The sequence below is a fragment of the Pseudomonas sp. CFSAN084952 genome, assembly GCF_009648855.1.
Classification (GTDB): Bacteria; Pseudomonadota; Gammaproteobacteria; order Pseudomonadales; family Pseudomonadaceae; genus Aquipseudomonas; species Aquipseudomonas paracarnis.
Window position 1 is genome coordinate 4,922,136 of sequence record NZ_CP045767.1, and the last position, 24,533, is coordinate 4,946,668.

Annotated in this window: 21 protein-coding genes; 5 read left to right on the forward strand and 16 right to left on the reverse strand. The window is 60.9% G+C overall.

Annotated features, from left to right (window positions below):
* Positions 1 to 24 precede the first annotated feature (24 nt).
* The 7 genes from purU to GH769_RS22515 form a co-directional block, all read right to left on the reverse strand.
* Positions 25 to 882: a formyltetrahydrofolate deformylase gene (gene purU / locus GH769_RS22485; protein WP_014720231.1), complete on the reverse strand. Its 858-nt coding sequence runs from the start codon at positions 880 to 882 to the stop codon at positions 25 to 27.
* Between the two features lie 125 nt (positions 883 to 1,007).
* Positions 1,008 to 1,640, reverse strand: a complete 633-nt coding sequence (locus GH769_RS22490) for a sarcosine oxidase subunit gamma (RefSeq protein ID WP_014720232.1) — start codon at positions 1,638 to 1,640, stop codon at positions 1,008 to 1,010.
* Between the two features lie 136 nt (positions 1,641 to 1,776).
* On the reverse strand, positions 1,777 to 4,794 hold the full coding sequence (locus tag GH769_RS22495; protein WP_019817431.1) for a sarcosine oxidase subunit alpha: 3,018 nt from the start codon (positions 4,792 to 4,794) through the stop codon (positions 1,777 to 1,779).
* On the reverse strand, positions 4,791 to 5,093 hold the full coding sequence (locus GH769_RS22500; protein WP_003194855.1) for a sarcosine oxidase subunit delta: 303 nt from the start codon (positions 5,091 to 5,093) through the stop codon (positions 4,791 to 4,793). Before GH769_RS22500 ends, GH769_RS22495 begins: the two co-directional genes overlap by 4 nt.
* 15 nt (positions 5,094 to 5,108) lie before the next feature.
* Positions 5,109 to 6,359, reverse strand: a complete 1,251-nt coding sequence (locus GH769_RS22505) for a sarcosine oxidase subunit beta (protein WP_003176546.1) — start codon at positions 6,357 to 6,359, stop codon at positions 5,109 to 5,111.
* A gap of 22 nt (positions 6,360 to 6,381) precedes the next feature.
* Positions 6,382 to 7,635: a serine hydroxymethyltransferase gene (gene glyA / locus GH769_RS22510; protein ID WP_017738444.1), complete on the reverse strand. Its 1,254-nt coding sequence runs from the start codon at positions 7,633 to 7,635 to the stop codon at positions 6,382 to 6,384.
* Positions 7,636 to 7,871: 236 nt separating this feature from the next.
* Positions 7,872 to 8,600 carry a TraX family protein gene (locus tag GH769_RS22515; protein ID WP_014720234.1) on the reverse strand — a complete coding sequence of 243 codons (729 nt, stop codon included), beginning with the start codon at positions 8,598 to 8,600 and terminating at the stop codon, positions 7,872 to 7,874.
* A 90-nt stretch (positions 8,601 to 8,690) separates the two neighbouring features.
* On the opposite strand from GH769_RS22515, the gene GH769_RS22520 reads away from it, so the two are divergent.
* The 3 genes from GH769_RS22520 (at position 8,691) to GH769_RS22530 (ending at position 10,790) form a co-directional block, all read left to right on the forward strand.
* Positions 8,691 to 9,731 (forward strand): low specificity L-threonine aldolase, encoded by a 1,041-nt coding sequence (locus GH769_RS22520; protein ID WP_014720235.1) that lies wholly within the window; start codon positions 8,691 to 8,693, stop codon positions 9,729 to 9,731.
* Between the two features lie 193 nt (positions 9,732 to 9,924).
* Positions 9,925 to 10,125, forward strand: coding sequence for a hypothetical protein (locus GH769_RS22525; protein ID WP_014720236.1), 201 nt, complete (start codon positions 9,925 to 9,927; stop codon positions 10,123 to 10,125).
* Between the two features lie 131 nt (positions 10,126 to 10,256).
* Entirely contained in the window at positions 10,257 to 10,790 is a 534-nt protein-coding gene (locus GH769_RS22530) for a hypothetical protein (protein ID WP_020302143.1), read from the forward strand.
* Positions 10,791 to 11,546: 756 nt separating this feature from the next.
* Here GH769_RS22530 and gbcB read toward each other — a convergent pair.
* Entirely contained in the window at positions 11,547 to 12,647 is a 1,101-nt protein-coding gene (gene gbcB / locus GH769_RS22535) for a glycine-betaine demethylase subunit GbcB (protein ID WP_014720237.1), read from the reverse strand.
* Positions 12,648 to 12,929: 282 nt separating this feature from the next.
* Between gbcB and gbcA the strand changes: the two genes are divergently transcribed.
* On the forward strand, positions 12,930 to 14,225 hold the full coding sequence (gene gbcA / locus GH769_RS22540; protein ID WP_032902310.1) for a glycine-betaine demethylase subunit GbcA: 1,296 nt from the start codon (positions 12,930 to 12,932) through the stop codon (positions 14,223 to 14,225).
* A gap of 848 nt (positions 14,226 to 15,073) precedes the next feature.
* Here the strand turns inward: gbcA and GH769_RS22545 are convergent.
* From GH769_RS22545 to GH769_RS22570, 6 genes are all read right to left on the reverse strand, one after another.
* Complete coding sequence (locus GH769_RS22545) at positions 15,074 to 15,850, reverse strand: electron transfer flavoprotein subunit beta (protein ID WP_165835065.1); 777 nt, start codon at positions 15,848 to 15,850, stop codon at positions 15,074 to 15,076.
* A gap of 4 nt (positions 15,851 to 15,854) precedes the next feature.
* Complete coding sequence (locus GH769_RS22550; protein ID WP_014720242.1) at positions 15,855 to 17,075, reverse strand: electron transfer flavoprotein subunit alpha/FixB family protein; 1,221 nt, start codon at positions 17,073 to 17,075, stop codon at positions 15,855 to 15,857.
* Positions 17,075 to 19,018 (reverse strand): dimethylglycine demethylation protein DgcB, encoded by a 1,944-nt coding sequence (gene dgcB / locus GH769_RS22555; protein ID WP_019817451.1) that lies wholly within the window; start codon positions 19,016 to 19,018, stop codon positions 17,075 to 17,077. The genes GH769_RS22550 and dgcB overlap by 1 nt, the downstream gene beginning before the upstream one ends.
* A gap of 137 nt (positions 19,019 to 19,155) precedes the next feature.
* Entirely contained in the window at positions 19,156 to 21,216 is a 2,061-nt protein-coding gene (dgcA, locus tag GH769_RS22560) for a dimethylglycine demethylation protein DgcA (RefSeq protein ID WP_003194876.1), read from the reverse strand.
* 15 nt (positions 21,217 to 21,231) lie between these two features.
* Positions 21,232 to 21,762, reverse strand: a complete 531-nt coding sequence (locus tag GH769_RS22565) for a DUF5943 domain-containing protein (RefSeq protein ID WP_008033249.1) — start codon at positions 21,760 to 21,762, stop codon at positions 21,232 to 21,234.
* A 78-nt stretch (positions 21,763 to 21,840) separates the two neighbouring features.
* Entirely contained in the window at positions 21,841 to 22,818 is a 978-nt protein-coding gene (locus GH769_RS22570; RefSeq protein ID WP_032879065.1) for a dipeptidase, read from the reverse strand.
* Positions 22,819 to 23,036: 218 nt separating this feature from the next.
* Here GH769_RS22570 and GH769_RS22575 point away from each other — a divergent pair, with 218 nt between their 5' ends.
* Positions 23,037 to 23,438: a lysozyme inhibitor LprI family protein gene (locus tag GH769_RS22575; RefSeq protein WP_014720247.1), complete on the forward strand. Its 402-nt coding sequence runs from the start codon at positions 23,037 to 23,039 to the stop codon at positions 23,436 to 23,438.
* A 43-nt stretch (positions 23,439 to 23,481) separates the two neighbouring features.
* Here the strand turns inward: GH769_RS22575 and GH769_RS29205 are convergent, their stop codons facing one another.
* Complete coding sequence (locus tag GH769_RS29205) at positions 23,482 to 24,030, reverse strand: tyrosinase family protein (protein WP_240048537.1); 549 nt, start codon at positions 24,028 to 24,030, stop codon at positions 23,482 to 23,484.
* The gene (locus tag GH769_RS29210; RefSeq protein ID WP_256670161.1) at positions 23,988 to 24,443 is read right to left on the reverse strand and encodes a tyrosinase family protein; all 456 of its coding nucleotides are present in this window, start codon (positions 24,441 to 24,443) and stop codon (positions 23,988 to 23,990) included. Before GH769_RS29210 ends, GH769_RS29205 begins: the two co-directional genes overlap by 43 nt.
* Positions 24,444 to 24,533: the final 90 nt, after the last annotated feature.

A 24,533-nucleotide genomic window follows, 5' to 3' on the forward strand; every position in this document is an offset into this window, starting at 1 on the left:
AGCTGGCTTGCCTGCGACAGCGATCTAGAGAACGACGGTGCGATTGGCATTCAGGAACACCCGCCGCTCGATGTGATACCCCACCGCCCGCGCCAATGTGAGCCCTTCGATATCCCGCCCCTTGGCAATCAAATCTTCGGGATAGTGGCTGTGATCTACCACCTCCACGCCTTGGGCGATGATCGGCCCTTCATCCAGATCGTTGTTGATGTAATGCGCCGTTGCGCCCACCAATTTCACGCCCTTGTTGTACGCCTGGTGATAGGGCTTGGCGCCCTTGAAGCCCGGCAGCAACGAGTGGTGAATGTTGATGGCCTTGCCGTCCAGCTTGCGGCACAGCTCTGGTGACAGCACTTGCATGTAGCGCGCAAGGATGACCAATTCGGCGCCGGTGTCTTCAATCACCTGCCACACCTGACGTTCCTGGGACGGTTTATCGTTGGGGTCCAGTGGGAAATGGTAGTAGGGAATCTGATGCCAGTCGGCCAACGGTTTGAGATCAGGGTGGTTGGACACCACCGCGACCACGTCCATCGACAATTGGCCGATGCGCTGGCGGTACAGCAGGTCGTTCAGGCAGTGATCGGCCTTGGAGACCATGATCACCACTTTGGGCCGGTAGTTCGGCGCCGTCAGTTCGAAGATCATGCCAAACGCTTCACCACGGGTCGCCAGACCTGCGCGAAAGGCTTGCTCGTCGAAACCGTCGGGCTGGCGGAACTCCACACGAATGAAAAACCGGCCAGAAAGGCGGTCATCGAACGAATGGTGCTCGGTGACGTAGCAGCCCTGCTCGAACAGGTAGCGGGTGACCGCGTCCACCGTGCCGAGCACGCTGGGGCAGTCGGCGGTCAAAATCCATGTATCGGGTGCGCGGCTCATGGGTCACTCCTCAGGCTGATCGTTCCCACGCTTTGCGTGGGAATGCCGCCATGGACGCTCTGCGTCCGCTTTTGGGACGCGGGGCGTCCCGGTATGCATTCCCACGCGGAGCGTGGGAATGATCATCATGCGACAACGCTCAGGCCGAACTCAGCCGAGGCATCCTGCAACCACAACCACCAGTAATCCGAGAAGCTGCGGCGGATCAGCAGTTCCCAGGTGTCTTCAGCCGTATGACGGATCACCAGTTGCGACTTGGCGAACACCGTACCCACGGCTTTGCCAACCGGAAAGTTGTTGGGGTGTACGTCGTAGCTGGTGGACTTCATCAGCACATCGCGCACGTTAGGGCCGCTCAGTTCAAGAATCTGCTGGCCGCCGCTGACGTTGACGATCTGAATATGCAGGTCGCCCAGGGCGGCACGCAGGTTCTGTTCGGCGGCGAATTCTTCACCGCTCGGCACGATCAACAGCCACTCGTCCGGGCCGAGCCACTGAAGGCTGGTTTCACCTTTGAAGACCACACTCAACGGGCCGGGCAGTTCAATGCCGACGGCCTTGTGTACGCCAGCGGCGAAGGCGGCGTCGTGGCCATCGCCACGGATAGTCAGGTGGCCGAGGAGTTTCTTTTCACGCACGGTCACGCCGGCATTCTTGCGGCCCTTGCCGACCAGGCTGGCGAGGTCGGCATGGTGCAGCGACGACTCGGCCTTGGCGCCGGTGGTGGGGCGTTGTTGGTAAACATTGGCTGCTGTCATAAAGCACCTGTTCTGAATTCTGTTGATCGTTCCCACGCTCTGCGTGGGAATGCCGCCATGGACGCTCTGCGTCCGCCCTTGGGGCGCAGAGCGCCCCGGAATGCATTCCCACGCAGAGCGTGGGAACGATCAGGTGTCAGACGTTCTGCCGATCACCTTTGGGGTCAAAGAACACCGAAGACACAATCTCGGCTTCGATCACGCTGCCATCCGCTTGCGGCGAGAACACTCGCTCACCGATGCGCTTCAAGCCGCCCTTCACCACACCCATGGCAAACGAATAGCCCAGGGAGTTATGCGCATAACTTGAGGTAACGTGACCCACCATCTTCATCGGAATCGTCTGCTTCGGATCGAACACCAACTGCGCGCCTTCCGGCAGCCACACGTTCGGGTCGATCGGCTTGAGCCCCACCAACTGCTTGCGCTCTTCACGCACGCAGTCTTCACGGTTCATCCCGCGCCAGCCGATCCACGAGAACGGCTTGGTCCGGCCAACGCACCAGCCCATGTTCAGGTCGTCCGGGGTCATCGAGCCGTCGGTGTCTTGCCCGACGATGATGAAGCCCTTCTCGGCGCGCAGTACGTGCATGGTCTCGGTGCCGTACGGGGTCAGGTTGTACTGTTTGCCGGCCTCGACGATTTTTTCCAGCACGCCCATGGCGTAGTCGGCCTGCACGTTGACCTCATACGACAACTCACCGGTAAACGAGATACGGAACACCCGTGCCGGCACGCCACCCACCAGGCCTTCCTTCCAGGTCATGAACGGGAAGCCGTCCTTGTCCAGGTCGATGTCGGTGACTTCACTGAGCAGCTTGCGGCTGTTGGGGCCCGACAGGGTCATGGTTGCCCAATGGTCGGTGACCGAGGTGAAGTACACCTTGAGGTCCGGCCATTCGGTCTGCTGGTAGATTTCCAGCCACTGCAGCACGCGGGCGGCGCCGCCGGTGGTGGTGGTCATCAGGAAGTGGTTGTCGGCCAGACAGGCAGTGACGCCGTCGTCGAAGACCATGCCGTCTTCCTTGCACATCAGGCCGTAGCGCGCCTTGCCCACGTCGAGCTTGGTCCAGGCGTTGGTGTAGATACGGTTGAGGAACTCGCGGGCATCCGGGCCCTGAATGTCAATCTTGCCGAGGGTGGACGCGTCCAGCAGGCCGACGCTGTCACGCACCGCCAGGCATTCGCGCTTCACCGCGGCGTGCAGGTCTTCACCGTTGCGTGGGAAATACCATGGGCGTTTCCACTGGCCGACGTCCTCAAACTCGGCGCCGTTCTTCACGTGCCAGGCCTGCAGGGCGGTGTAGCGTACCGGCTCGAAGATATGCCCACAGTGACGGCCCGCTACGGCGCCGAACGTCACCGGCGTGTAGTTGGGACGGAACATGGTGGTGCCCATCTGCGGGATAGTCACGTTCAACGAACGGGCCGCGATGGCCAGGCCGTTGACGTTACCCAGCTTGCCCTGGTCGGTGCCGAAGCCCAGCGCGGTGTAGCGTTTGACGTGTTCCACCGACTCGAAACCTTCGCGGGTGGCCAGTTCGATGGCGGCGGCGGTCACGTCGTTTTGCAGGTCGACAAATTGCTTTGGCGCCCGTGCGGTAGCTTTTTCGTGGGGCACCTGGAACAGCGCCAGGGTGGGTTCTTCAAGACGGCTCAAGGCTTTTGGCAGCGTACCTTCAACCGGGGCAAAACCGGCTTCGCTGGCCGCACGCACGCCGCCTTCAAAGCCATCGGCGAGGGAATCGCCAAGGCCGTAGACACCGTTGATGCCGCCCACGCACACGCGTTTTTGCGGTGCTTCACCGGGTACAAACCCGAGAATATCTTCACGCCAGGTCGGCTTGCCGCCCAGGTGCGAGGCCAGGTGCACCACCGGGCTGTAACCGCCGGAGCTGGCGACCAGGTCGCAGTCCAGCCACTCGCCGGGGCTGGTGACTTTGTGCGCCTTGACGTCGATGGCTGCCACACGGGCACCGGTCACGTGCTTACTACCACGGGCCTCGATCACGGCGCTGCCGGTGAGGATGCGAATGCCTTTGGCGCGAGCTTCTTCAACCAGAGCCCCGCGTGGGTTGTGGCGCGCATCGGCCACCGCGACAACGGTGAGGCCCGCATCGAACCAATCCAGCGCAACGCGGTAGGCATGATCGTTGTTGGTCGACAGCAGCAGCTTTTTACCCGGTGCCACGCCGTAGCGACGCACGTAGGTAGACACCGCACCCGCGAGCATATTGCCCGGCACATCGTTGTTGCCGTACACCAGCGGACGCTCGCACGCACCGGTGGCCAGCACCACACGCTTGGCGCGTACGCGGTGAATACGCTGACGCACCACGCCAATCGGCGCACGGTCACCGAGATGGTCGGTGAGACGCTCGTGAATGGTCAGGAAGTTATGGTCGTGGTAACCGTTGACGGTGGCGCGGGGCAGCAGCACCACGTCCGGCAGGGCTTTCAATTCGGCAATGACGCCGGCAACCCATTCAGTGGCGGGCTTGCCGTCGAGGCTTTCGCGGGAATCGAGCAGCGAACCACCGAACTCTTCCTGCTCGTCGGCGATGATCACCCGAGCACCGCTGCGCGCAGCGGCCAGCGCAGCCGCAAGGCCCGCAGGGCCTGCGCCCACGACCAGCACGTCGCAATGACGGTTGAAGTTGTCGTAGGTGTCCGGGTCGTTCTCGGTAGGCGAGCGACCAAGGCCCGCCGCCTTGCGGATGTACTTCTCGTAGGTCATCCAGAACGATTGCGGGTACATGAAGGTTTTGTAGTAGAAACCCGGCGGCATCAGCTTGCCGCCGACCTTGCCGAGAATCCCCATCATGTCGTTGTTCACGCTCGGCCAGCCGTTGGTGCTGGTAGCAACCAAGCCCTGGTACAGCGCCTGTTGGGTGGCGCGCACGTTGGGGATCTGCGTGGCTTCGGTGGCGCCGATCTGCAGCACCGCGTTCGGCTCTTCGGCGCCCGCGGCAAAGATGCCCCGTGGGCGCGAATATTTGAAGCTGCGGCCAATGATGTCGACACCGTTGGCCAGCAGGGCTGCGGCCAGGGTGTCGCCTTCAAAGCCCTTGTAGCTCTGACCGTTGAACGTAAACGTCAGGACTTTATTACGGTCGATGCGGCCACCGTTGGACAGGCGATTGATCTGGCTCATACCTTCTCTCCAGAGGCCTTGGCGGTGAACTGAGGCTTCTCACCGATCTTGTAGGTTTCAAGAATTTCGTAGGTCACAGTGTCGCGGGTGGCGTTGAAATACTGGCGGCAACCGGCGGCATGGATCCACAGTTCGTGGTGCAGCCCACGCGGGTTATCGCGGAAGAACATGTAGTCGCCCCACTGCTCGTCGGTGCAGGCATTCGGGTCCAGCGGGCGCGGGATATGCGCTTGGCCGGACGCGTGGAATTCCTCTTCGGAGCGCAGTTCGCCACAGTGAGGACAGAAGATATGCAACATAGGGAATTTCTCCTGTTAGTGGGCGACGGCCGCAGCGCCGTGTTCGTCGATCAACGCACCGTTGTGGAAACGGTCGATGGAAAAAGGTGCGGCCAGTGGGTGCATTTCACCCTTGGCCAGGCTGGCGGCAAACACGTTGCCTGAGCCTGGGGTGGCCTTGAAGCCGCCCGTACCCCAACCGCAGTTGAAGAACATGTTCGGTACCGGGGTTTTGGAGATGATCGGGCAGGCATCCGGCGTGGTGTCGACGATGCCGCCCCACTGGCGGTTCATGCGCACCCGTGACAGCACCGGGAACATCTCGACGATGGCCTGGATGGTGTGCTCGATCACCGGGTACGAACCGCGCTGGCCGTAACCGTTGTAGCCGTCGATACCGGCGCCGATCACCAGGTCGCCCTTGTCGGATTGGCTGATGTAACCGTGCACGGCGTTGGACATGATCACGCTGTCGATAATCGGCTTGATCGGCTCCGACACCAGGGCTTGCAGCGGGTGGGATTCGATCGGCAGGCGGAAGCCCGCCAGCGAAGCCATGTGCCCGGAATTACCGGCAGTCACCACACCGACACGCTTGGCGCCGATAAAGCCCTTGTTGGTTTCCACGCCGATGCACACGCCGTTTTCCTTGCGGAACCCGATCACTTCGGTCTGCTGGATCAGGTCCACGCCCAAGGCATCGGCAGCACGGGCAAAGCCCCAGGCCACGGCATCGTGACGGGCCACGCCGCCGCGACGTTGCACGGTGGCGCCGAGCACCGGGTAGCGGGTGTTCTTCGAGCAATCCAGGTACGGAATCTCGTCGGCCACTTGCTGGGCATTCAGCAGCTCGCCGTCCACACCGTTGAGGCGGTTGGCACTTACGCGGCGCTCGGAATCACGGATGTCCTGCAGGGTGTGGCACAGGTTGTACACGCCACGCTGGGAGAACATCACGTTGTAGTTCAGGTCCTGGGACAAACCTTCCCAGAGTTTCATGGCGTGTTCGTACAGGTGCGCCGACTCGTCCCACAGGTAGTTGGAACGCACGATGGTGGTGTTGCGCGCGGTGTTACCGCCGCCCAGCCAGCCTTTCTCGACCACCGCCACGTTGGTGATGCCGTGTTCCTTGGCCAGGTAGTAAGCGGTCGCCAGACCATGCCCGCCGCCGCCGACGATGACCACGTCGTAGACCTTTTTAGGGGTCGGCGTGCGCCACATCTTCTGCCAGTTTTCGTGATGGCTGAGGGAGTGCTTGAAGAGGCCGAAGCCTGAGTAGCGTTGCATAGTCATTACTCCAAAACCGCGCTCAGCGATAAACCGGGAAATCAGCGCACAGGGCAGACACGTGCTTGGCCACGTTGGCCTCGACATCGGCGTCGCCGAGGTTGTCGAGGATGTCGCAGATCCAGCCGGCCAGCTCGATGCATTGCGGCACTTTGAAGCCACGGGTGGTCACCGCCGGGGTGCCGATGCGCAGGCCCGAGGTCACGAACGGCGACTGCGGGTCATTGGGCACCGCATTTTTGTTGACGGTGATGTGGGCGCGACCCAGAGCGGCATCCGCCTCTTTGCCGGTGAGGCCTTGGCGGATCAGGCTGACCAGGAACAGGTGGTTGTCGGTGCCGCCGGAGACCACATCGTAGCCACGCTTGATGAACACTTCGGCCATGGCCTGAGCGTTATCGATCACTTGCTGCTGGTACGCCTTGAAGCCGGGCTCGAGCGCTTCCTTGAAGCACACGGCCTTGCCGGCGATCACGTGCATCAGCGGGCCGCCCTGGGCGCCGGGGAATACCGCAGCGTTGAGTTTCTTTTCGATTTCTTCGTTGGCCTTGGCCAGGATCAGGCCGCCCCGTGGACCGCGCAGGGTTTTGTGGGTGGTGGTGGTGACCACGTCGGCGTAAGGCAGCGGGTTCGGGTACAGGCCAGCGGCAACCAGGCCGGCGACGTGGGCCATGTCGACGAACAGCAGCGCGCCAACCTTGTCGGCGATCTGACGGAAGCGTGGGAAATCCAGGGTCTTGGAGTAGGCCGAGAACCCTGCCACGACCATCTTCGGCTTGTGTTCGACCGCCAGGCGCTCGACTTCGTCGTAGTCGATCAGGCCCGTGTCGGTATTGATGCCGTATTGCACCGCGTTGTACAGCTTGCCCGAGGACGACACTTTGGCGCCGTGGGTCAGGTGACCGCCGTGGGCCAGGCTCATGCCCAGGATGGTGTCGCCGGCATTGATCAGCGCCAGGTACACGGCGCTGTTGGCGGAGGAACCGGAGTGCGGTTGCACGTTGGCGTAATCGGCGCCGAACAGCTGCTTGGCGCGTTCGATGGCCAGGGCTTCGACCTTGTCCACATGTTCGCAGCCGCCGTAGTAGCGCTTGCCCGGGTAGCCTTCGGCGTATTTGTTGGTAAGGCCACTGCCTTGAGCTTCCATCACGCGCTTGCTGGTGTAGTTCTCCGACGCGATCAGCTCGATATGATCTTCCTGGCGCTGCTCCTCGGCATTCATCGCCGCCAGCAGTGCGTCGTCATATCCCTGGATCTGGTCTTGTTTGCTGAACATCGCGTCTCTCCCAGCCTTTCGTATTGTTGAGGCCCTCGCAGGGCCCTTTGATGCGATGGTAGGGCTGGCGCGTGCGGGCCAAATGCCTGCGCACGCCACGCAAAGGTGCGTTTACGACATGGACTGAAGAATGTGCAAACGCTTGTGTGCGAGCTGGCTTGCCTGCGATGGCATCGCTGCGGTGCAACTGGCAGACCAAGGTGTGTGCATCGCAGGCAAGCCAGCTCCCACAGGGGTTAGGCGATGATCTGGCGGATGAGTAGCAGCAGCAAGAAATGCAGTGGATATAAGGCATAGGCCCAACGCCGCATCGCTGGTGGCGAGACATTTTTGGCATGTCGCAACAAGACCAAACCCACCCATGGCGCAATCAGGCATGTTGCCAACCCCAACAGCGCCACCGGTGTGCCGCTATTCAGCAAAATCTGCCATTGGTTGGCGGCAACACAAACCAAGCCTGGAAGCACACTGAAATACCAAGGGCGACTGAACACCAGCAACATCGCCACAGGCAGCAACACACCGAAAAAACCGAACATCAAATGTGTCGCAAACGCCCCCGCGATACTGAGCGCTAACAGCGCTAATCCTCGATCAAAAAGCGCCTTTTGCTGCCAACCTCGGGCAACCAGCAAACCTAACACCAAAGTCGGCAGCACATTCAACGTATCGGCGTCCTCGATAAATAGCCGATACGGCACTTCGCTGATCACGCTGAACAACAGCAACCAACCCAGGTAGCGCCAATGGCCGGTCACTGGGACGTAACGGACACGATGCACATTGGCCGCAATCGCCAGGCAAAACCATGGAAACGCCAGACGCCCCGGCACGTATAGCCCATCCAGGCTCAGCCCCACATAGCGCAGATGATCGAGCACCATACTCAACAGCGCCAGCCACTTGAGCAGATCCAAAGCGCCATCTCGGACAGGTCCGACAGGCAAGGTGTGAGTACCGTGCATAATTCCCCAACGACTTTGCATTTACAGTGCGTGCGTGCCCCCGGCAATCTTGGGTAAAGTGCGCACCAACATCGACCACAGGAACGGGCCATGACCGACAAGAGCCAACAATTTGCCAGCGACAACTATTCCGGCATCTGCCCGGAAGCCTGGGCCGCCATGGAACAAGCCAACCAGGGCCATCAACGCGCCTACGGCGATGATGAATGGACCCACCGCGCCGCCGACGGTTTCCGCAATCTGTTCGAGACCGACTGCGAGGTGTTCTTCGCCTTCAACGGTACGGCTGCCAACTCCCTGGCGCTGTCCTCGTTGTGCCAGAGCTACCATAGCGTGATTTGCTCGGAAACCGCCCACGTCGAAACCGACGAATGCGGCGCGCCGGAGTTTTTCTCCAACGGCTCCAAACTGCTGGTTGCCCGTACCGAGAACGGCAAGCTGACCCCGGAGTCGATCCGCGAAATCGCCCTCAAGCGCCAGGATATCCATTATCCCAAGCCGCGCGTCGTGACCCTGACCCAGGCCACCGAAGTCGGCAGCGTGTACACCCCGGAAGAAATCCGCGCCATCAGCGCCACCTGCAAGGAACTGGGACTGAACCTGCACATGGACGGCGCACGCTTCGCCAATGCCTGTGCATTCCTGGGCTGCTCACCGGCCGACCTGACCTGGAAAGCCGGCGTCGACGTGCTGTGCTTTGGTGGTACCAAAAACGGCATGGCGGTAGGTGAAGCCATCCTGTTCTTCAATCACAAACTGGCTGAAGACTTTGACTACCGCTGCAAACAGGCCGGTCAGTTGGCGTCGAAAATGCGCTTCCTTTCTGCGCCATGGGTGGGCCTGCTGGAAAATGACGCGTGGCTCAAGCATGCACGCCACGCCAACCATTGCGCGCAATTGCTCAGCAGCCTGGTGTCGGATATTCCCGGCGTGGAATTGATGTTCCCGGTACAGGCCAACGGCGTGTTCCTGCAACTCTCGGAACCCGCGATTGCAGCGCTGACCGCCAAGGGCTGGCGCTTCTACACCTTCATCGGCAAAGGCGGTGCGCGCTTCATGTGTGCGTGGGATACCGAGGAAGAGCGTGTGAGGGAATTGGCTGCCGATATTCGGGAAGTAATGAACGCTTAACGTACGAATTCGGCCAGTTGGTACTGGCCGATTGCCGAGACTGTTTTTTGATATTTCCGACCGCTACGTAGCTCGCTTTCATTGTCTAGCCTCTTGTTACCCGCAAGGAAAACGCAGCGATAACTGCCGCCTTTCGGGTTTCATCGCCAGCCGAATAATCGGCCGCAAAGGCACATCAATGGAGAGTTTTATCATGGAATATCAAAGTAATGGCAACACACTGCAAAGCGGCGGCGGCACTAGCACCACGGTCATAGACTGGGACGAGTTCAGGAAACACGCCAAGATCGGGGACACCATTCAGGAGCCCTCAAGGACGTTGACCATCTACGACAAAGCCTACGAATTGACAAACTCAGGCCAGCACTTCGTTGTTCATATCTATGCCCAATAACTGTTAACGCCTAAGCGCCGCGTCGCAGATTCATGGCCTGCGACGCGACGCTGAATCATGATCGTTCCCGCGCTCCGCGTGGGAATGCCTCCTCGGACGCTCCGCGTCCACCCGAAATCAAGGATGAACACGTGGGCAGAAGCCGCTATGTCATCACCGAACCCGAAAAACCCCACTTCCTCACCTGCACTGTCATGGAATGGCTCCCCCTCTTCACCTGCAACTACCTGGTGGACCATCTTCTGGATTGCTGGCGATATCAACAAAGCAACCACGCTTTAAACTTGTTTGGTTACGTCATCCTGGAAAATCACTTGCACTTTATTGCTCAAGCGCCAGATCTGGGAAAGTGCGTCAGCCAATTCAAATCCTTCACCGCCCGAACCATCATTGACGACCTGCAAAGCAAAGGCGCGGAGCGGGTATTGCAGCGCCTGCGTTTCTGCAAGCGTGCACATAAGACAGATCGTGTTTATCAACTGTGGCAGGAAGGTTCACATGCGGAGTTGGTTTACAGCGAGGCAGTCATGCGCCAGAAGCTTGATTACATCCATCACAACCCCATAAAGCGGGGCTATGTGGACCTGGCTGAACACTGGCGTTACTCCAGCGCGCGCAACTATGCAGGTATGCCAGGCCTGATCGACATCCAACCTTGGCTCTGAAGATCCGCGCGCCCCTTCCCTTACGACGGGACGCGGAGCGTCCCAGGTGGCGTTACCACGCAGAGCGTGGGAACGAGCATGTGCCTGCTGCCGGAAAGATCGTTCCCGCGCTCCGCGTGGGAATGCAGCCCGTGACGCTCCGCGTCACACCCTCAATGCGGCCGGACGCGGAGCGTCCTGGCCGGCGTTACCACGCAGAGCGTGGGAACGAGCATGTGCCTGCTGCCGGAAAGATCGCTCCCGCGCTCCGCGTGGGAATGCAGCCCGTGACGCTCCGCGTCACCCCTCAACTGCGGCGGGACGCGGAGCGTCCCAGGTGGCGTTACCACGCAGAGCGTGGGAACGAGCATGTGCCTGCTGCCGGGAAGATCGTTCCCGCGCTCCGCGTGGGAATGCAGCCCGTGACGCTCCGCGTCACCCCTCAACTGCGGCGGGACGCGGAGCGTCCCAGGTGGCGTTACCACGCAGAGCGTGGGAACGAGCATGTGCCTGCTGCCGGGAAGATCGTTCCCGCGCTCCGCGTGGGAATGCAGCCCTTGACGCTCCGCGTCACACCCTCAATGCGGCCGGACGCGGAGCGTCCGGACGGCGTTACCACGCAGAGCGTGGGAACGAGCATGTGCCTGCTGCCGGGAAGATCGTTCCCGCGCTCCGCGTGGGAATGCAGCCCGTGACGCTCCGCGTCACACCCTCAATGCGGCCGGACGCGGAGCGTCCTGGGCGGCGTTACCACGCAGAGCGTTGGGAACGAGCAGATCAGAATTCGATGCGTACATCACCCTTCGGCACACTGCAGCACGACAGGATGTAGCCTTCAGCCTCGTCTTCTTCGGTAATCCCGCCGTTGTGCTCCATCTCCACTTCGCCGCCCAGTTTCATCACCTTGCACGTACCGCAGATGCCCATGCCGCAGGCCTTGGGGATCAGCAGGCCGAGCTTGGCCGCTGCGGCATGCACCGTTTCCCCCGGTGCCACGCGAATGCTTTTGCCGGACGCGATAAATTCCACTTGATGCAGGTCTGCCAGATCGATCTCCGGCGCATCCGCCGCTTGCTCGGCCTGCTCCACCGCATCGGCACGGGCTTCGGGCGGCGTCGCGCCAAACGATTCCTCGTGATAACGGGTCATGTCGAAACCGGCAACTTCCAGCAAACGCTTCACCGCGTTCATGTACGGCGTAGGGCCGCAGCAGAACACTTCGCGCTCCAGGAAGTCCGGCACCATCAGCTCCAGCATCTTGTGGTTCAGATAGCCGCGATACCCGGCCCAGGGTTCGCCCAGGCCGTGTTTTTCGCAAATCAGGTGCAGGCTGAAGTTGTCGATCCGCGACGCCATGTGCTCCAGCTCGCGGTGATAGATGATGTCCTTGGGCGAGCGGGCGCTGTGGATAAACGTCATGTCGACGTTCGCGTTGGTGTCGTAAAACCAGCGCGCCATGGACATGACCGGCGTGATCCCAACGCCGCCGCTGAGGTACAGCACTTTCGGGCTTGGGAAGTCGATGGCATTGAACAGCCCGACCGGGCCGTGCACCGCCAACTCCTGGCCTTCGTGCAAAGTGTCGTGCAGCCAATTGGAAACCCGGCCGCCCGGTACGCGCTTGATGGTCACCGAGAAGCTGTAAGGCACCGACGGTGAGCTGGAAATGGTGTACGAACGCATGATCGGCTGGCCTTCGATTTCCAGCTCCAGGGTGACGAATTGCCCCGGCTTGAAAAAGAACAGGATCGGCTGATCGGCCATAAAACAGAAGGTGCGCACATCCCAGGTTTCCTGGATGACTTTGACGCAGCGGACGATGTGCCGACCATTGGCCCAGGTCTGGGTGGTTACCGGATTCAGGAAATTATTGGACATGTTGTTCTCCACCGCCGACGTCGGCCTTATGGTGGCGATTCTGCGTAACGCGAGAACCACCCATTTACCTATCTGCGACATTCACATACTTACGGCGACCAGCCCCCAAAGACAGGGGCTTGCGCGTCGGGATCAGATTGGGCCATGTCGCCCATGGATAAGGTTCGACGTTACGCCGGGCCCACACTCGCTCCCAACAAAGACGCGTTCTTTACGCCTTGCACAGCACCAACCGTAGCCACTATTCGCCGGCCACACAGAATGGCCATGAGGACACACACGATGGACGTCACCGCAACCTTAAGCTTGGGCGATCCGCTGGAACCCGCACGCAAGGCCACCGCGCAAATGCTGCAAGAGCGCGAGCGCACTTTTTCGCTGCCGCAGCCGTTCTACTCTGATGAGCGGCTGTTCGATATCGACATGCAGGAGATCTTCCAGAAAGAGTGGTTGATCGCCGGCATGACCTGCGAAATTCCTACCAAGGGCAACTACCTGACCCTGCAAGTGGGCAAGAACCCAATCATCGTGATCCGGGGTGCCGATGGCGTGGTGCATGCGTTTCACAACGTGTGCCGCCACCGTGGTTCGCGCTTGTGCACCAGCGAAAAGGGCAAGGTCGCCAAGCTGGTTTGCCACTACCACCAGTGGACCTACGAGCTGGACGGCCGCCTGCTGTTCGCCGGCACCGAGATGGGCGCCGATTTCGACATGAAGCAGTACGGTTTGAAGCCGGTGAACGTGAAGACCGCTGGCGGCTATATCTTTATCAGCCTGGCCAAAAACCCGCCGGCCATCGATGACTTCCTGTCGACGCTCAGCCATTACATGGAGCCCTACGACATGGAGAACACCAAGGTGGCGATCCAGACCACCTTGTTCGAAAAAGCCAACTGGAAGCTGGTGCTGGAAAACAACCGCGAGTGCTACCACTGCAACGCCTCGCACCCGGAACTGCTGAAAACCCTGCTGGAATGGGACGACGTTACCGACCCACGTGCCGACCAGGCGTTCAAGGACCACGTAGCCGCCTCCGCCGCCGCCTGGGATGCCGAGAAGATCCCTTACGCCCACGCCAGCTTCGGCCTGCGTAACCGGATTGTGCGCATGCCGCTACTCAAGGGCACCGTGTCGATGACCCTGGATGGCAAACAAGGTTGTGCCAAGCTCATGGGCCGCATCAAGAACCCGGACCTGGGCTCGATGCGCATCCTGCACCTGCCGCACTCCTGGAACCACTGCATGGGCGACCACATCATTGTGTTCACCGTGTGGCCCATCAGCGCCCAGGAAACCATGGTTACCACCAAGTGGATCGTGCACAAGGACGCCGTGGAAGGCGTGGACTACGACGTGGAACGCATGCGCCAAGTGTGGGACGCCACCAACGACCAGGACCGCCGCCTGGCCGAAGAGAACCAGCGCGGGATCAACTCCACCGCTTACCAACCCGGCCCGTACTCCAAGACCTATGAATTTGGCGTGGTTAATTTTGTGGATTGGTACAGCGAGCGCATGCTGAGCAACCTGGGTGCGGCGCCGGCGCCTTATCTCAAAGGCGTAGCTGCTCACGAATAACGCTTGTTTGGGAGTGGGCTTGCCCGCGATGGCATGGTGTCTGTCAAAGTCTGTATTGGCTGATAGACCGCTATCGCAGGCAAGCCAGCTCTTACATTTGGACAGATTAGCTGTTCAAAATTCGATCAGCTCTGATACAGCCCTTTACCACCCTGCCCTCCAGCCTTTACCCAACAACTTATCCACAAAGCCACCCACAGCAATTGTGGGCAATTGCGTCGTGGACGAAAATTAAATCAAGAAAATCCGTGACTTATTCAAACTTCCGGGTTTCAGCTCAAGCTGATCATTTATTGATCAAACCTCCAAGAGCCTTGTTTGGCGTGGCTTGCAGCGGTAAGCGAACACCTTATCCACAGATGCACCAACAGACTTTGGGGGCAACTTTGTCCGGGTTGTGGAAAAGCCTTTGAAACCCTCATAAATCGGGGATATCAAGCAGTTTAAAAGGCAAAAATTTAGGATTTGATCAATTTTCAACCAGCCTCGTGAAAGCCACGTTTTATATGGCCTGTAGCGGATAGCGAACATCTTATCCACAAAAGCGCCAACAGACTTTGGGGGCAAGTCGAGGCCTCAAGCTGATGAAAACCCGAGCAAAAACCGCAAGTTAGGTTGGTTGTTTTTCGTACAGAGGGCTGCAGAGCTTGATATGCCGGGCTTGTGGACACCCGCGAACAGGTTATCCACAGGCGGATCAACAGGCATTGTGGGTAAGCCCAAGATAAAGCAGGAAAATGTGGAAGCGGGCTTGCCCGCGATTGCAATACGTCAACGGATGCATGGGTTGCTGACCCACCGATATCGCAGGCAAGCCAGCTCCCACAAGGTTTGGTGGTGGTCAGGGTTCAGCGTACGACGCCCTCTTCTACCAGAAGCTTGAGAATCGCTTGCGCGCCCTCTTCAGCGCTCACGCCCTTGAGCACCTGCCCACCGCCGCCACTGGCCTTGGCCGTTGCGGCCTTCATACGGTCGGCACCACTCTTGGCCTTGATCACCTTGAGGCGCTTTGGCCGTGGCTTGGCCGGTTGCAACAGTGCGCCTGTGAATAACTCGTCGTGTTCAATCTCAACGTCATGGGCGGCCAGTTCACCCCGTTGCGCCGGGCCGTAGGCGCTTTGGCGTGGCTTGGGCGCGGCGTTATCCACAGTGGCAAGAAACGGCAGGCGCACCTTCAAGCGCCGCCGCTGGCCGCGAGGCAGCGCCTGCAGCACCAGGGCTACGCCGGCGTCGATGGACTCCACCTGCGCCAGCCCCACAATCAGCGGCCAGCCCAGTTGTTCGGCCAACAGGAACGGCAGCATCCCCGAACCTTCGCCGGTTTCTGCCTGGCTTCCGGTCAGTACCACTTGGGCGCCCGCGTCGCGCAGATACTCGCTGAGCACCGGCAACGCATCGGCGCCCGCCGGCTGTTCGAGTACCTGCAGTTGCGGCAGGCCCATGCCCAGGTAGCTGCGCAGGGTCGGCTCGCTGACATCACCCGCGTGCAGCACCTGCAACTTATCCCCAGCCAGTTGCAGCCCCAACTCTACCGCGCGCGCGTCCTGCTCGGCACGGCGTGGACGCCCGGAGGTGGGGTGAGCGCCGATGGACACCAGGCTGAATACAGTGTTGGTCATGGTCATATCCTCAGGCTGCATCGCGCTTGGCGCCGTTGCGGTAGGTCTCGACCGCCGCGATCAAGGCGTGCAGTATCGCGGCGCTTTCGCCGATCACCGACAGGTCGGCACGCTTGATCATGTCGCACCCTGGGTCGAGGTTGATCGCCACCACCTTGTCGCAGGCACCGATGCCTTGCAGGTGCTGGATCGCCCCGGAAATCCCGACGGCCACGTACACCCGCGCAGTGACCCAGGTGCCGCTGGCGCCGACCTGGCGATCGCGCGCCATGAAGCCATCGTCCACTGCCACCCGCGAGGCGCCTTCGGTGGCGCCCAGGGCCGCGGCGGTCTGGTGGAATAGCGCCCAGTCCTTTACGCCGTTGCCACCGGAGAAAATGAACTCTGCCTCGGCCATCGGAATCGCTGCCGGGTCGACCGCCACCGCGCCGAGATCTTCGATACGCGGCAAACTGCGCGCCAGGCCTGTGGATAACTCCACGGGCAAGACTTCGTGGCGGGTTTCGCTGACCGGATCGGCACATTCGGCGGCGGCGAGGATCAGACGGGGCAACGGTCGCGCCAGGTCTTCCTGGCCGGCACCGGCACGGCCGATGCACTCCTCGCCCTTGATCTGCCACACCCGCGTCGCCGGGCGTTCCTTGAGGCTGGCGGCAAAGCGTCGCCCCAGTTCGCCACCACCGCTGCGGCTATCTGGCAGCAACCAGTGGCGCGGGCTGAATTGGTTATCCACAGCGCGCAGGCCCTGCACCCGTTGCTCCGGTGCATAACCCTCGAACTCATGCCCCTCCAGCACCAGCAGACGGTCGACGCCGGCCGTGGCAAAGGCGCTTTCCTTGTGTTCACCGAATACCACCGCCAATACCGCGCCGTCACTGCCAGCCAACTGGCGCGCCAGGCCAAGCAGGTCACGGTCGTGGCTGCTCAGACGGCCACCAACCATGTCCGGCACCACGTTGATATAGAACGCCGGGGTCGGCACCTGATGCAGCGGCAATTGCACTTGCACTGCCGCGCTGCGCTTGGCCGCGCCGCCCTGCTGGGCACCGCTGCGGTCGATGCGCTTGATGCCGTTGGGCCCGATAAAACCGACACCATGCACGTTTTTGCGAATGATACCGTTGGGCCCCATCCAGCTGTGTTGCACCGGCTGCATCGCCGCGTGCAACGGGTGCAGGCGGTTACGGGCGATCCATTCGGCCCGGGGGTCGCGGCGGATAATATCGCTCATCAGTGCACCTCCGCAGGTTCACGCTTGAGGGGGACTTTGGCCGGCGCGGCGTCTTCAAGCAACGCGTCGGCTACCAGTTCGGCGATGTCTTTGATCAACGGGCGCGGTTCGACCACGCCTTCAAGCATCGCGGTGCATTGCGGGCAACCCACGGCCACCAGTTCGGCACCGGTCTCGCGGATGTCGTCCATGCGCATATCGGGGATACGTTGCTTGCCGGGGATATCTGTGATCGGCGCGCCGCCACCGCCACCGCAACAGCGTGAACGGAAGCCCGAGCGTTGCATTTCCTTGACCTCGATACCCAACGCCCGCAGCACTTGGCGCGGCGCCTCGTATTCACCGTTGTAGCGGCCCAGGTAGCAGGGGTCGTGGTAGGTCACGCTGTTGCCTTTGTGCTGGCCCAGGTTCAGCGCGCCCTCGCCAATCAGCTCGGCCATGAAGGTGCTGTGGTGCTGCACCCGGTAGTTGCCGTTGAAGGCACCGTATTCGTTTTTCAGCACATGGAAACTATGCGGGTCGCAGGTGACGATGCGCTTGAAGCTGTACTTGGCCAGGGTCTGAATATTGCGCGTGGCCAGCAGCTGGAATGTCGCCTCATCGCCGAGGCGCCGCGCCACGTCACCGCTGTCGCGTTCTTCCAGGCCAAGCACGGCGAAGTCGACCTTGGCGGCCTTGAGCACTTTGACGAAGGCGCGCAGGGTACGTTGGTTACGCATATCGAAGGCGCCATCGCCGACCCAGAACAGCACATCGCAACTGCCTTTGTCGCTGAGCAACGGCAAGTTCAGGTCTGCCGCCCAGTTCAGACGACCACCGGGTGCGAAACCGCCGGGGTTGTCGGTAGCGATCAGGTTTTCCAGGACTTCGGCGCCCTTGTTCGGCGTGGCGCCTTTCTCCAGGGTGAGGTGGCGACGCATGTCGACGATGGCGTCTACGTGCTCGATCATCATCGGGCACTCTTCCACGCAAGCGCGACAGGTGGTGCACGACCACAGGGTCTCGGCGTCCACCAGGCCGTTGACGATCGGCTGGTGCGGGTTGCCGCCGTGTTCGCCCACCGGTTTGCCGGGGTACGGGCTGCCGGCGAACTTGGCATCGGTGCCACCGGCCAAGCCGACCACCATGTCCTGGATCAGCTTTTTCGGGTTCAGTGGCTGGCCGGCGGCAAACGCCGGGCATGCTGCTTCGCACTTGCCGCACTGCACGCAGGCGTCGAAGCCGAGCAGTTGGTTCCAGGTGAAGTCCTTGGGTTTTTCTACGCCCAGCGGCGCGGTTTTATCACTGAGGTCCAGCGGCTTCAGACCGGTGGAGCGGCCACCGCCAAAGCGCTCGGCGCGACGGTGCCAGGCCAGATGCAGGGCACCGGCGAAGGCGTGTTTCATCGGCCCGCCCCAAGTCATGCCGAAGAACATTTCGGACACGCCCCACAGCACGCCCACGCTCAGCAAAGCCGCGAGCAGCCAGCCGCCGAAATCGGCGGGCAGAATCCCGGCCACCGGCAAGGTCACCAGGAAGAAGCTCACCGAGAACGCCATCAGGCTTTTCGGCAGGCGCATCCACGGGCCTTTGGACAAGCGGGCAGGCGGATTGCGGCGGCGCAGGTACATGAAGATCGCGCCGACAAACATCAATGTCGATGCCAGCAGCAGCGCATAGCCAAGAATGCGGCTCTGCAGGCCGAAGCCGTGCACCAGGATCGCCAGCAGCGCCGACAGCACAAAGCCGAGCGCCGTGGCTACGTGGGTGTTGGCGATGTATTTGTCACGGGCGACCACGTGGTGCAGGTCGACCATGTAGCGCTTGGGCATGGCCAAAAGGCCGCCCAGCAGGTCGACTTTGGACGAGCGGCCACGGCGCCACATGTTCACCCGGCGCAAGGCGCCGAGGACGGCGAGGCCCAGGGCGGCAAAAAGCAGGATGGGAAGAAGGGTATTCAGCATGGTGAAGCTCCCACTAAGATCGTTCCCACGCTCTGCGTGGGCATGCATCCTGTGACGCTCTGCGTCACGACCTTAAAAGCAGACGCGGAGCGTCCAGGGCGGCATTCCCACGCAGAGCGTGGGAACGATCAGGTGCGTCAGAAATCCTTGCACAAGCGCAGGGCGTCATAGATGGCGGCGTGGGTGTTGCGCTGGGCCACACAGTCACCAATGCGGAACAGCAAGTACCCCTCGCCCGCCTCGCTCAGGCATGGCTGCGGCTTGATCGCAAACAGCGCTTCAACGTCGATCTGGCCCTTGTTGCGCGAACCTTCCTTGAGCCCGTAGTAAATGGCCTCGTCCGGACGCACGCCGTTCTCCACCACCACCTGGTCCACCACCCGCTCCTCTTTGGCGCCGGTGTATTCGTTTTCCAGCACGGCCACCAGCTTGTCGCCCTCGCGGTAGACCTTTTCCAGCATCATGTCGCCGGTCATGATCACTTCCTTGGGGTACATGCTGCGGTAGTACGTGGGGAACGACGTACCGCCGATTGCCACGCCTGGCTTGATGTCGTCGGTGACGATCTCCACCTGGCTGCCTTTGTCGGCCAGGAAGTCGGCCACCGACATCCCGGTGAATTCACAGATGGTGTCGTACACCAGCACGTTCTTGCCAGGCAGCACCTTGCCGTCGAGCACGTCCCAACTGCTCACTACCAAGCCTTCGGCGGCGCCCCAGTGTTCGTTCTGCTCGATGAACGGGTGCCCGCCCACCGCCAGCACCACCACGTCCGGACGCACGTCCAGGATGGTCTCGGCATCGGCTGCAACACCCAGGCGCAGGTCGACTTTCAAACGCGCCAGCTCCAGTTGATACCAACGAGTGATACCGGCGATCTGGTCACGTTGCGGCGCTTTCGATGCCGTGGTGATTTGCCCGCCGATAAACTCCTTTTTCTCGAACAGCGTCACGTCGTGGCCACGTTCAGCCGCCACGCGCGCGGCTTCCATCCCGGCCGGGCCGGCCCCCACCACAACCACCTTGCGCTTGGGCCCGGTGGACTTCTCGATGATGTGCGGCACGCCCATGTATTCACGGGAGGTCGCAGCGTTCTGGATGCACAGCACATCCAGGCCCTGGTACTGGCGGTCGATGCAGTAGTTGGCGCCCACGCACTGCTTGATCTGGTCGATCTGGCCCATCTTGATCTTGGCGATCAGGTGCGGGTCGGCGATGTGCGCACGGGTCATGCCGACCATGTCCACATAGCCGCCCTCCAGAATACGCGTGGCCTGGTTCGGGTCCTTGATGTTCTGCGCGTGCAGCACCGGAACCTTGACCACTTCCTTGATGCCGGCCGCCAGGTGCAGGAACGGTTCCGGCGGGTAGCTCATGTTCGGGATGACGTTGGCCAGGGTGTTGTGGGTATCGCAACCCGAGCCCACCACGCCGATGAAATCGAGCATGCCGGTGTCATCGTAGTACTTGGCGATTTGCTTCATGTCCTCGTGGGACAAGCCGTCCGGGTGGAACTCGTCACCGCACAGGCGCATGCCCACGCAGAAGTCATCCCCCACTTCGGCACGCACGGCCTTCAACACTTCCAGGCCGAACTTCATGCGGCCCTCGAAGCTGCCGCCCCATTCGTCGGTACGCTTGTTGACCCGCGGGCTCCAGAACTGGTCGATCATGTGCTGGTGCACAGCCGACAACTCCACCCCGTCCAGGCCACCGGCCTTGGCCCGACGCGCAGCCTGGGCGTAGTTGCCAATCACACGCCAGATTTCTTCCGGCTCGATGGTCTTGCAGGTGGCACGGTGCACCGGCTCACGCACGCCGGACGGCGACATCAGGGTCGGCCAGTTGAAGCCGTCCCAACGCGAACGCCGGCCCATGTGGGTAATCTGGATCATGATCTTGGCGCCATGCTTGTGCATGGCATCGGCCAGATTCTGGAAGTGCGGGATGATGCGGTCGGTGGACAGGTTCACCGACGCCCACCATTCCTGCGGGCTGTCGATGGCCACCACGGAGGAGCCACCGCAGATCGCCAGGCCAATACCGCCCTTGGCTTTCTCTTCGTAGTACTTCACATAGCGGTCGGTGGTCATGCCGCCGTCGGTGGCATACACCTCGGCATGCGCAGTGCTGAGCACCCGGTTGCGGATGGTCAGTTTGCCGATCTGGATCGGCTGGAACATTGCTTCGAAAGCCATGGCACGGTCCTCGGCTTACAACGGTTTGACGGTGAACAAACCATCATCGTGGCCCTCTTCGGAGCCTCCGTAGACTTGTTCGGCGACAGTGCGAATCTTGCTGCCACGCGCTTGAAGGATCTGGTCCATGGCGCCGGCAAACCAGCCGGTGAACATGTAGTCCACCTTGCGGCCGACCTTGCCGTACACGTAGACGAACGCCGAGTGTTCCAGCTTGACGCTAGCGGTGCCTTTATCCAGGTCGATGTCCTGGATCTTGAACAGGCCCCAGCCGCGTTGCGACAGGCGCTTCATGTAGTGCTCGAACACCGCGACGCCTTCCAGGCCGTGGCATTCAGCTTCTTTTTCACACCAGTGCCAGGCGGATTTGTAGCCGGCCTTGTAGAGGATCTCGGCGTAGGCATCAGCGCCCAGTACTTCTTCGATACCCATGTGGTTGTTCACGAAGAAATGACGCGGCACATACAGCATCGGCAGGGCGTCGGAGGTCCAGACACCGGTTTCGCTGTCGACTTCAATTGGCAATTGCGGGGCGATCTTGGCCATGGAAACTTAACTCCAGAAAATTCGTTTTGATGCCCGCCACGCGGATGGCGGCGGGTGAAGGATTAAGCGAGCAGTGGCTTATTCGCCCCAGACGTCCTTGAGCACGTTGACCCAGTTCTCGCCCATGATCTTGCGCACCACGCGCTCGCTGTGGCCGCGCTTGAGCAGGGTCTCGGTGAGGTTGGGGAACTCACCCACGGTGCGGATGCCAAGCGGATTGATGATCTTGCCGAAGCTGGTCAGGCGGCGGGCGTAACCCTTGTCATGGGTGAGCATTTCGAAGAAATCCTGGCCATGGCCCTGGGTGAAGTCGGTGCCGATGCCGATCGCGTCTTCGCCGACGATGTTCATGGTGTATTCGATGGCTTCGGCGTAGTCGTCGATGGTCGAGTCGATGCCCTTGGCCAGGAACGGCGCAAACATGGTCACGCCGACAAACCCACCGTGGTCGGCGATGAACTTCAGCTCTTCATCAGACTTGTTGCGCGGGTGCTCTTTAAGCCCGGACGGTAGGCAGTGGGAGTAGCACACCGGCTTTTTCGATTCGAGGATGACCTCTTCGCTGGTCTTGGAGCCCACGTGTGACAGGTCGCACATGATGCCGACGCGGTTCATCTCGGCGACGATCTCGCGACCGAAACCCGACAGGCCGCCATCACGCTCGTAGCAGCCGGTGCCCACCAGGTTCTGGGTGTTGTAGCACATCTGCACCACCCCCACGCCGAGCTGCTTGAAGATCTCGACATAGCCGAGCTGGTCCTCAAAGGCATGGGCATTCTGGAAGCCGAAGATGATGCCGGTCTTGCCCTGCTCCTTGGCGCGACGGATGTCGGCGGTGGTTTTCACCGGGATCACCAGGTCGCTGTTCTCACGGATCAGGGTCTGGCTGGCGACAATGTTATTGATCGTGGCCTGGAAGCCTTCCCACACCGACACCGTGCAGTTGGCGGCGGTGAGGCCACCTTTGCGCATGTCTTCGAACAGGTCGCGGTTCCACTTGGCAATAATCAGACCGTCGATAACGATGCTGTCGGCGTGCAACTCGGCTGGGCTCATCAGGCGTCCCCTTATTGGCGATTCATGCGCCGAATCGTCTGCCGGCGCTTTGGGGCCAGCATATGCCCAGGGACCGACGGAGCCGGGTGCAAAAACGACAGGGGAATTGCCGAAAGCGTCAATCCGCGACAAAGCCTGCGAAGACAGGCCCCACGGTCGGCTGTTCTTTGTCTTACGCTTGAGCCAGAATTGCGCATCACGTGATATGAGACGGCGCAATGAAATCGATTTTCCTGGCTTTGGCACTCATCGCAACCACCGCCCACGCGGCCGAAGACACCGACAGCACGCCGTGCGACGGCATCGAGAACGACCAGCAAACCCTAGAATGCGCCACCTATAACAAAACCACCGCCGAGCAATTGCTCAAGGATAACTATCAGGGGTTGCTGGAGCGCATGGGTTCGACCTACGGCAGCGACAAGACCAAACTGGCGGACATTACCGCCCGTCTGAAGGACGCGCAGCAAAAGTGGGAAAAACTGCGGGATGCCGATTGTGCGGTGGACACCTTCCCGGCAGTGACCGGCACCAAGGCCTATGCGATTGCGCACAACGACTGCCTGGCGCGGATGAGTGATGAGCGGTCGGAGTTTTTGGAGTCGATTGGGCAGGAGTAAACACCCTTCACGCGACCAGGCCGCGCAAAGGGCTGCGCCACGCTCAAGCCATGAAAGGTGACTTGAACGGCCTTTTGGTCAAGGGTGAGGCTGGCTCGTAGGCATACCCCAGCGCGGTGATATCCATCACCTCACGGATACGACGAGTCCAGGGCTTGATCACATCATCGTAATTATGCCCGGTGGGGCCATCCTGCATCGGGCAGTAATGAGGCGCCAGTGCGGGCTTATCCAGCATCATTTGCGCCTGCCAGTCGGCCCAGATTTTGTCGATGAAACAATGATGCAGAAAAAATACTGGATCTTCGGGCGAGGTCATCGCCAGCATGTTGCCGCCAATCCATAAATGGACGCGGTTGTGCAATTGAGAACCAGGGGTGGTGACTTGCGGATCGCCCTTCTGAGTGATCCAGCCTTCGAGTCGGTTTCTAAAGCCTCTATTGAACGGACTCGACGTGTAGTTCGGCTCGTCATACAGCTCTTCATTCATTGCCATCTGCAAGTCCGCGGCCGTCGGCAGCGAGTTGACCAAACGTGAGAACTGGCGCTTCAACCCCGCCCCCGGCAGCCCATCTTCCGGATAGGCAGGCACCGGCCAATTGCCGTATCGGTACGCGAAGGGTCCATCCTGTACCCTGAATTCATCGGCAGCGTCACCGTCACCCCCAGCAGGCTTTGCTCCCACACCGGCGAATTCGTCGGGTCTGCCGCGTCCAATGTCCAATCCCAGTAAGGCAGCGTGATACCGGGCGTGATGGCCTGAAGGTCGGCTTCCAACTGCAACAACATTTCACGATGCCAGGGTAAAAAAGCCGGCCCCAAGTGGGCGCCATTACGATAGTCGGGATCTTGGGGTTCATCAGGGTGAACGGTAGGTACCATCACTGCGTGATGCCAATGCACATACTTGTCGTATCCGCCATTACCCTTAAGGGCCAACAGCGTATTGGTAAACGCTAGCCGTTCAGGCCCGCTCAGTTTTCGAATTTCCTTGCGAATATTCATTGCCCGCCCCCCTCGTCGCAAAAACATGGGACCGCGTGCCGGCCCCTGCTGCGAATCTAGTTGGGGAACCCATCAAGATCTACTGTCAGA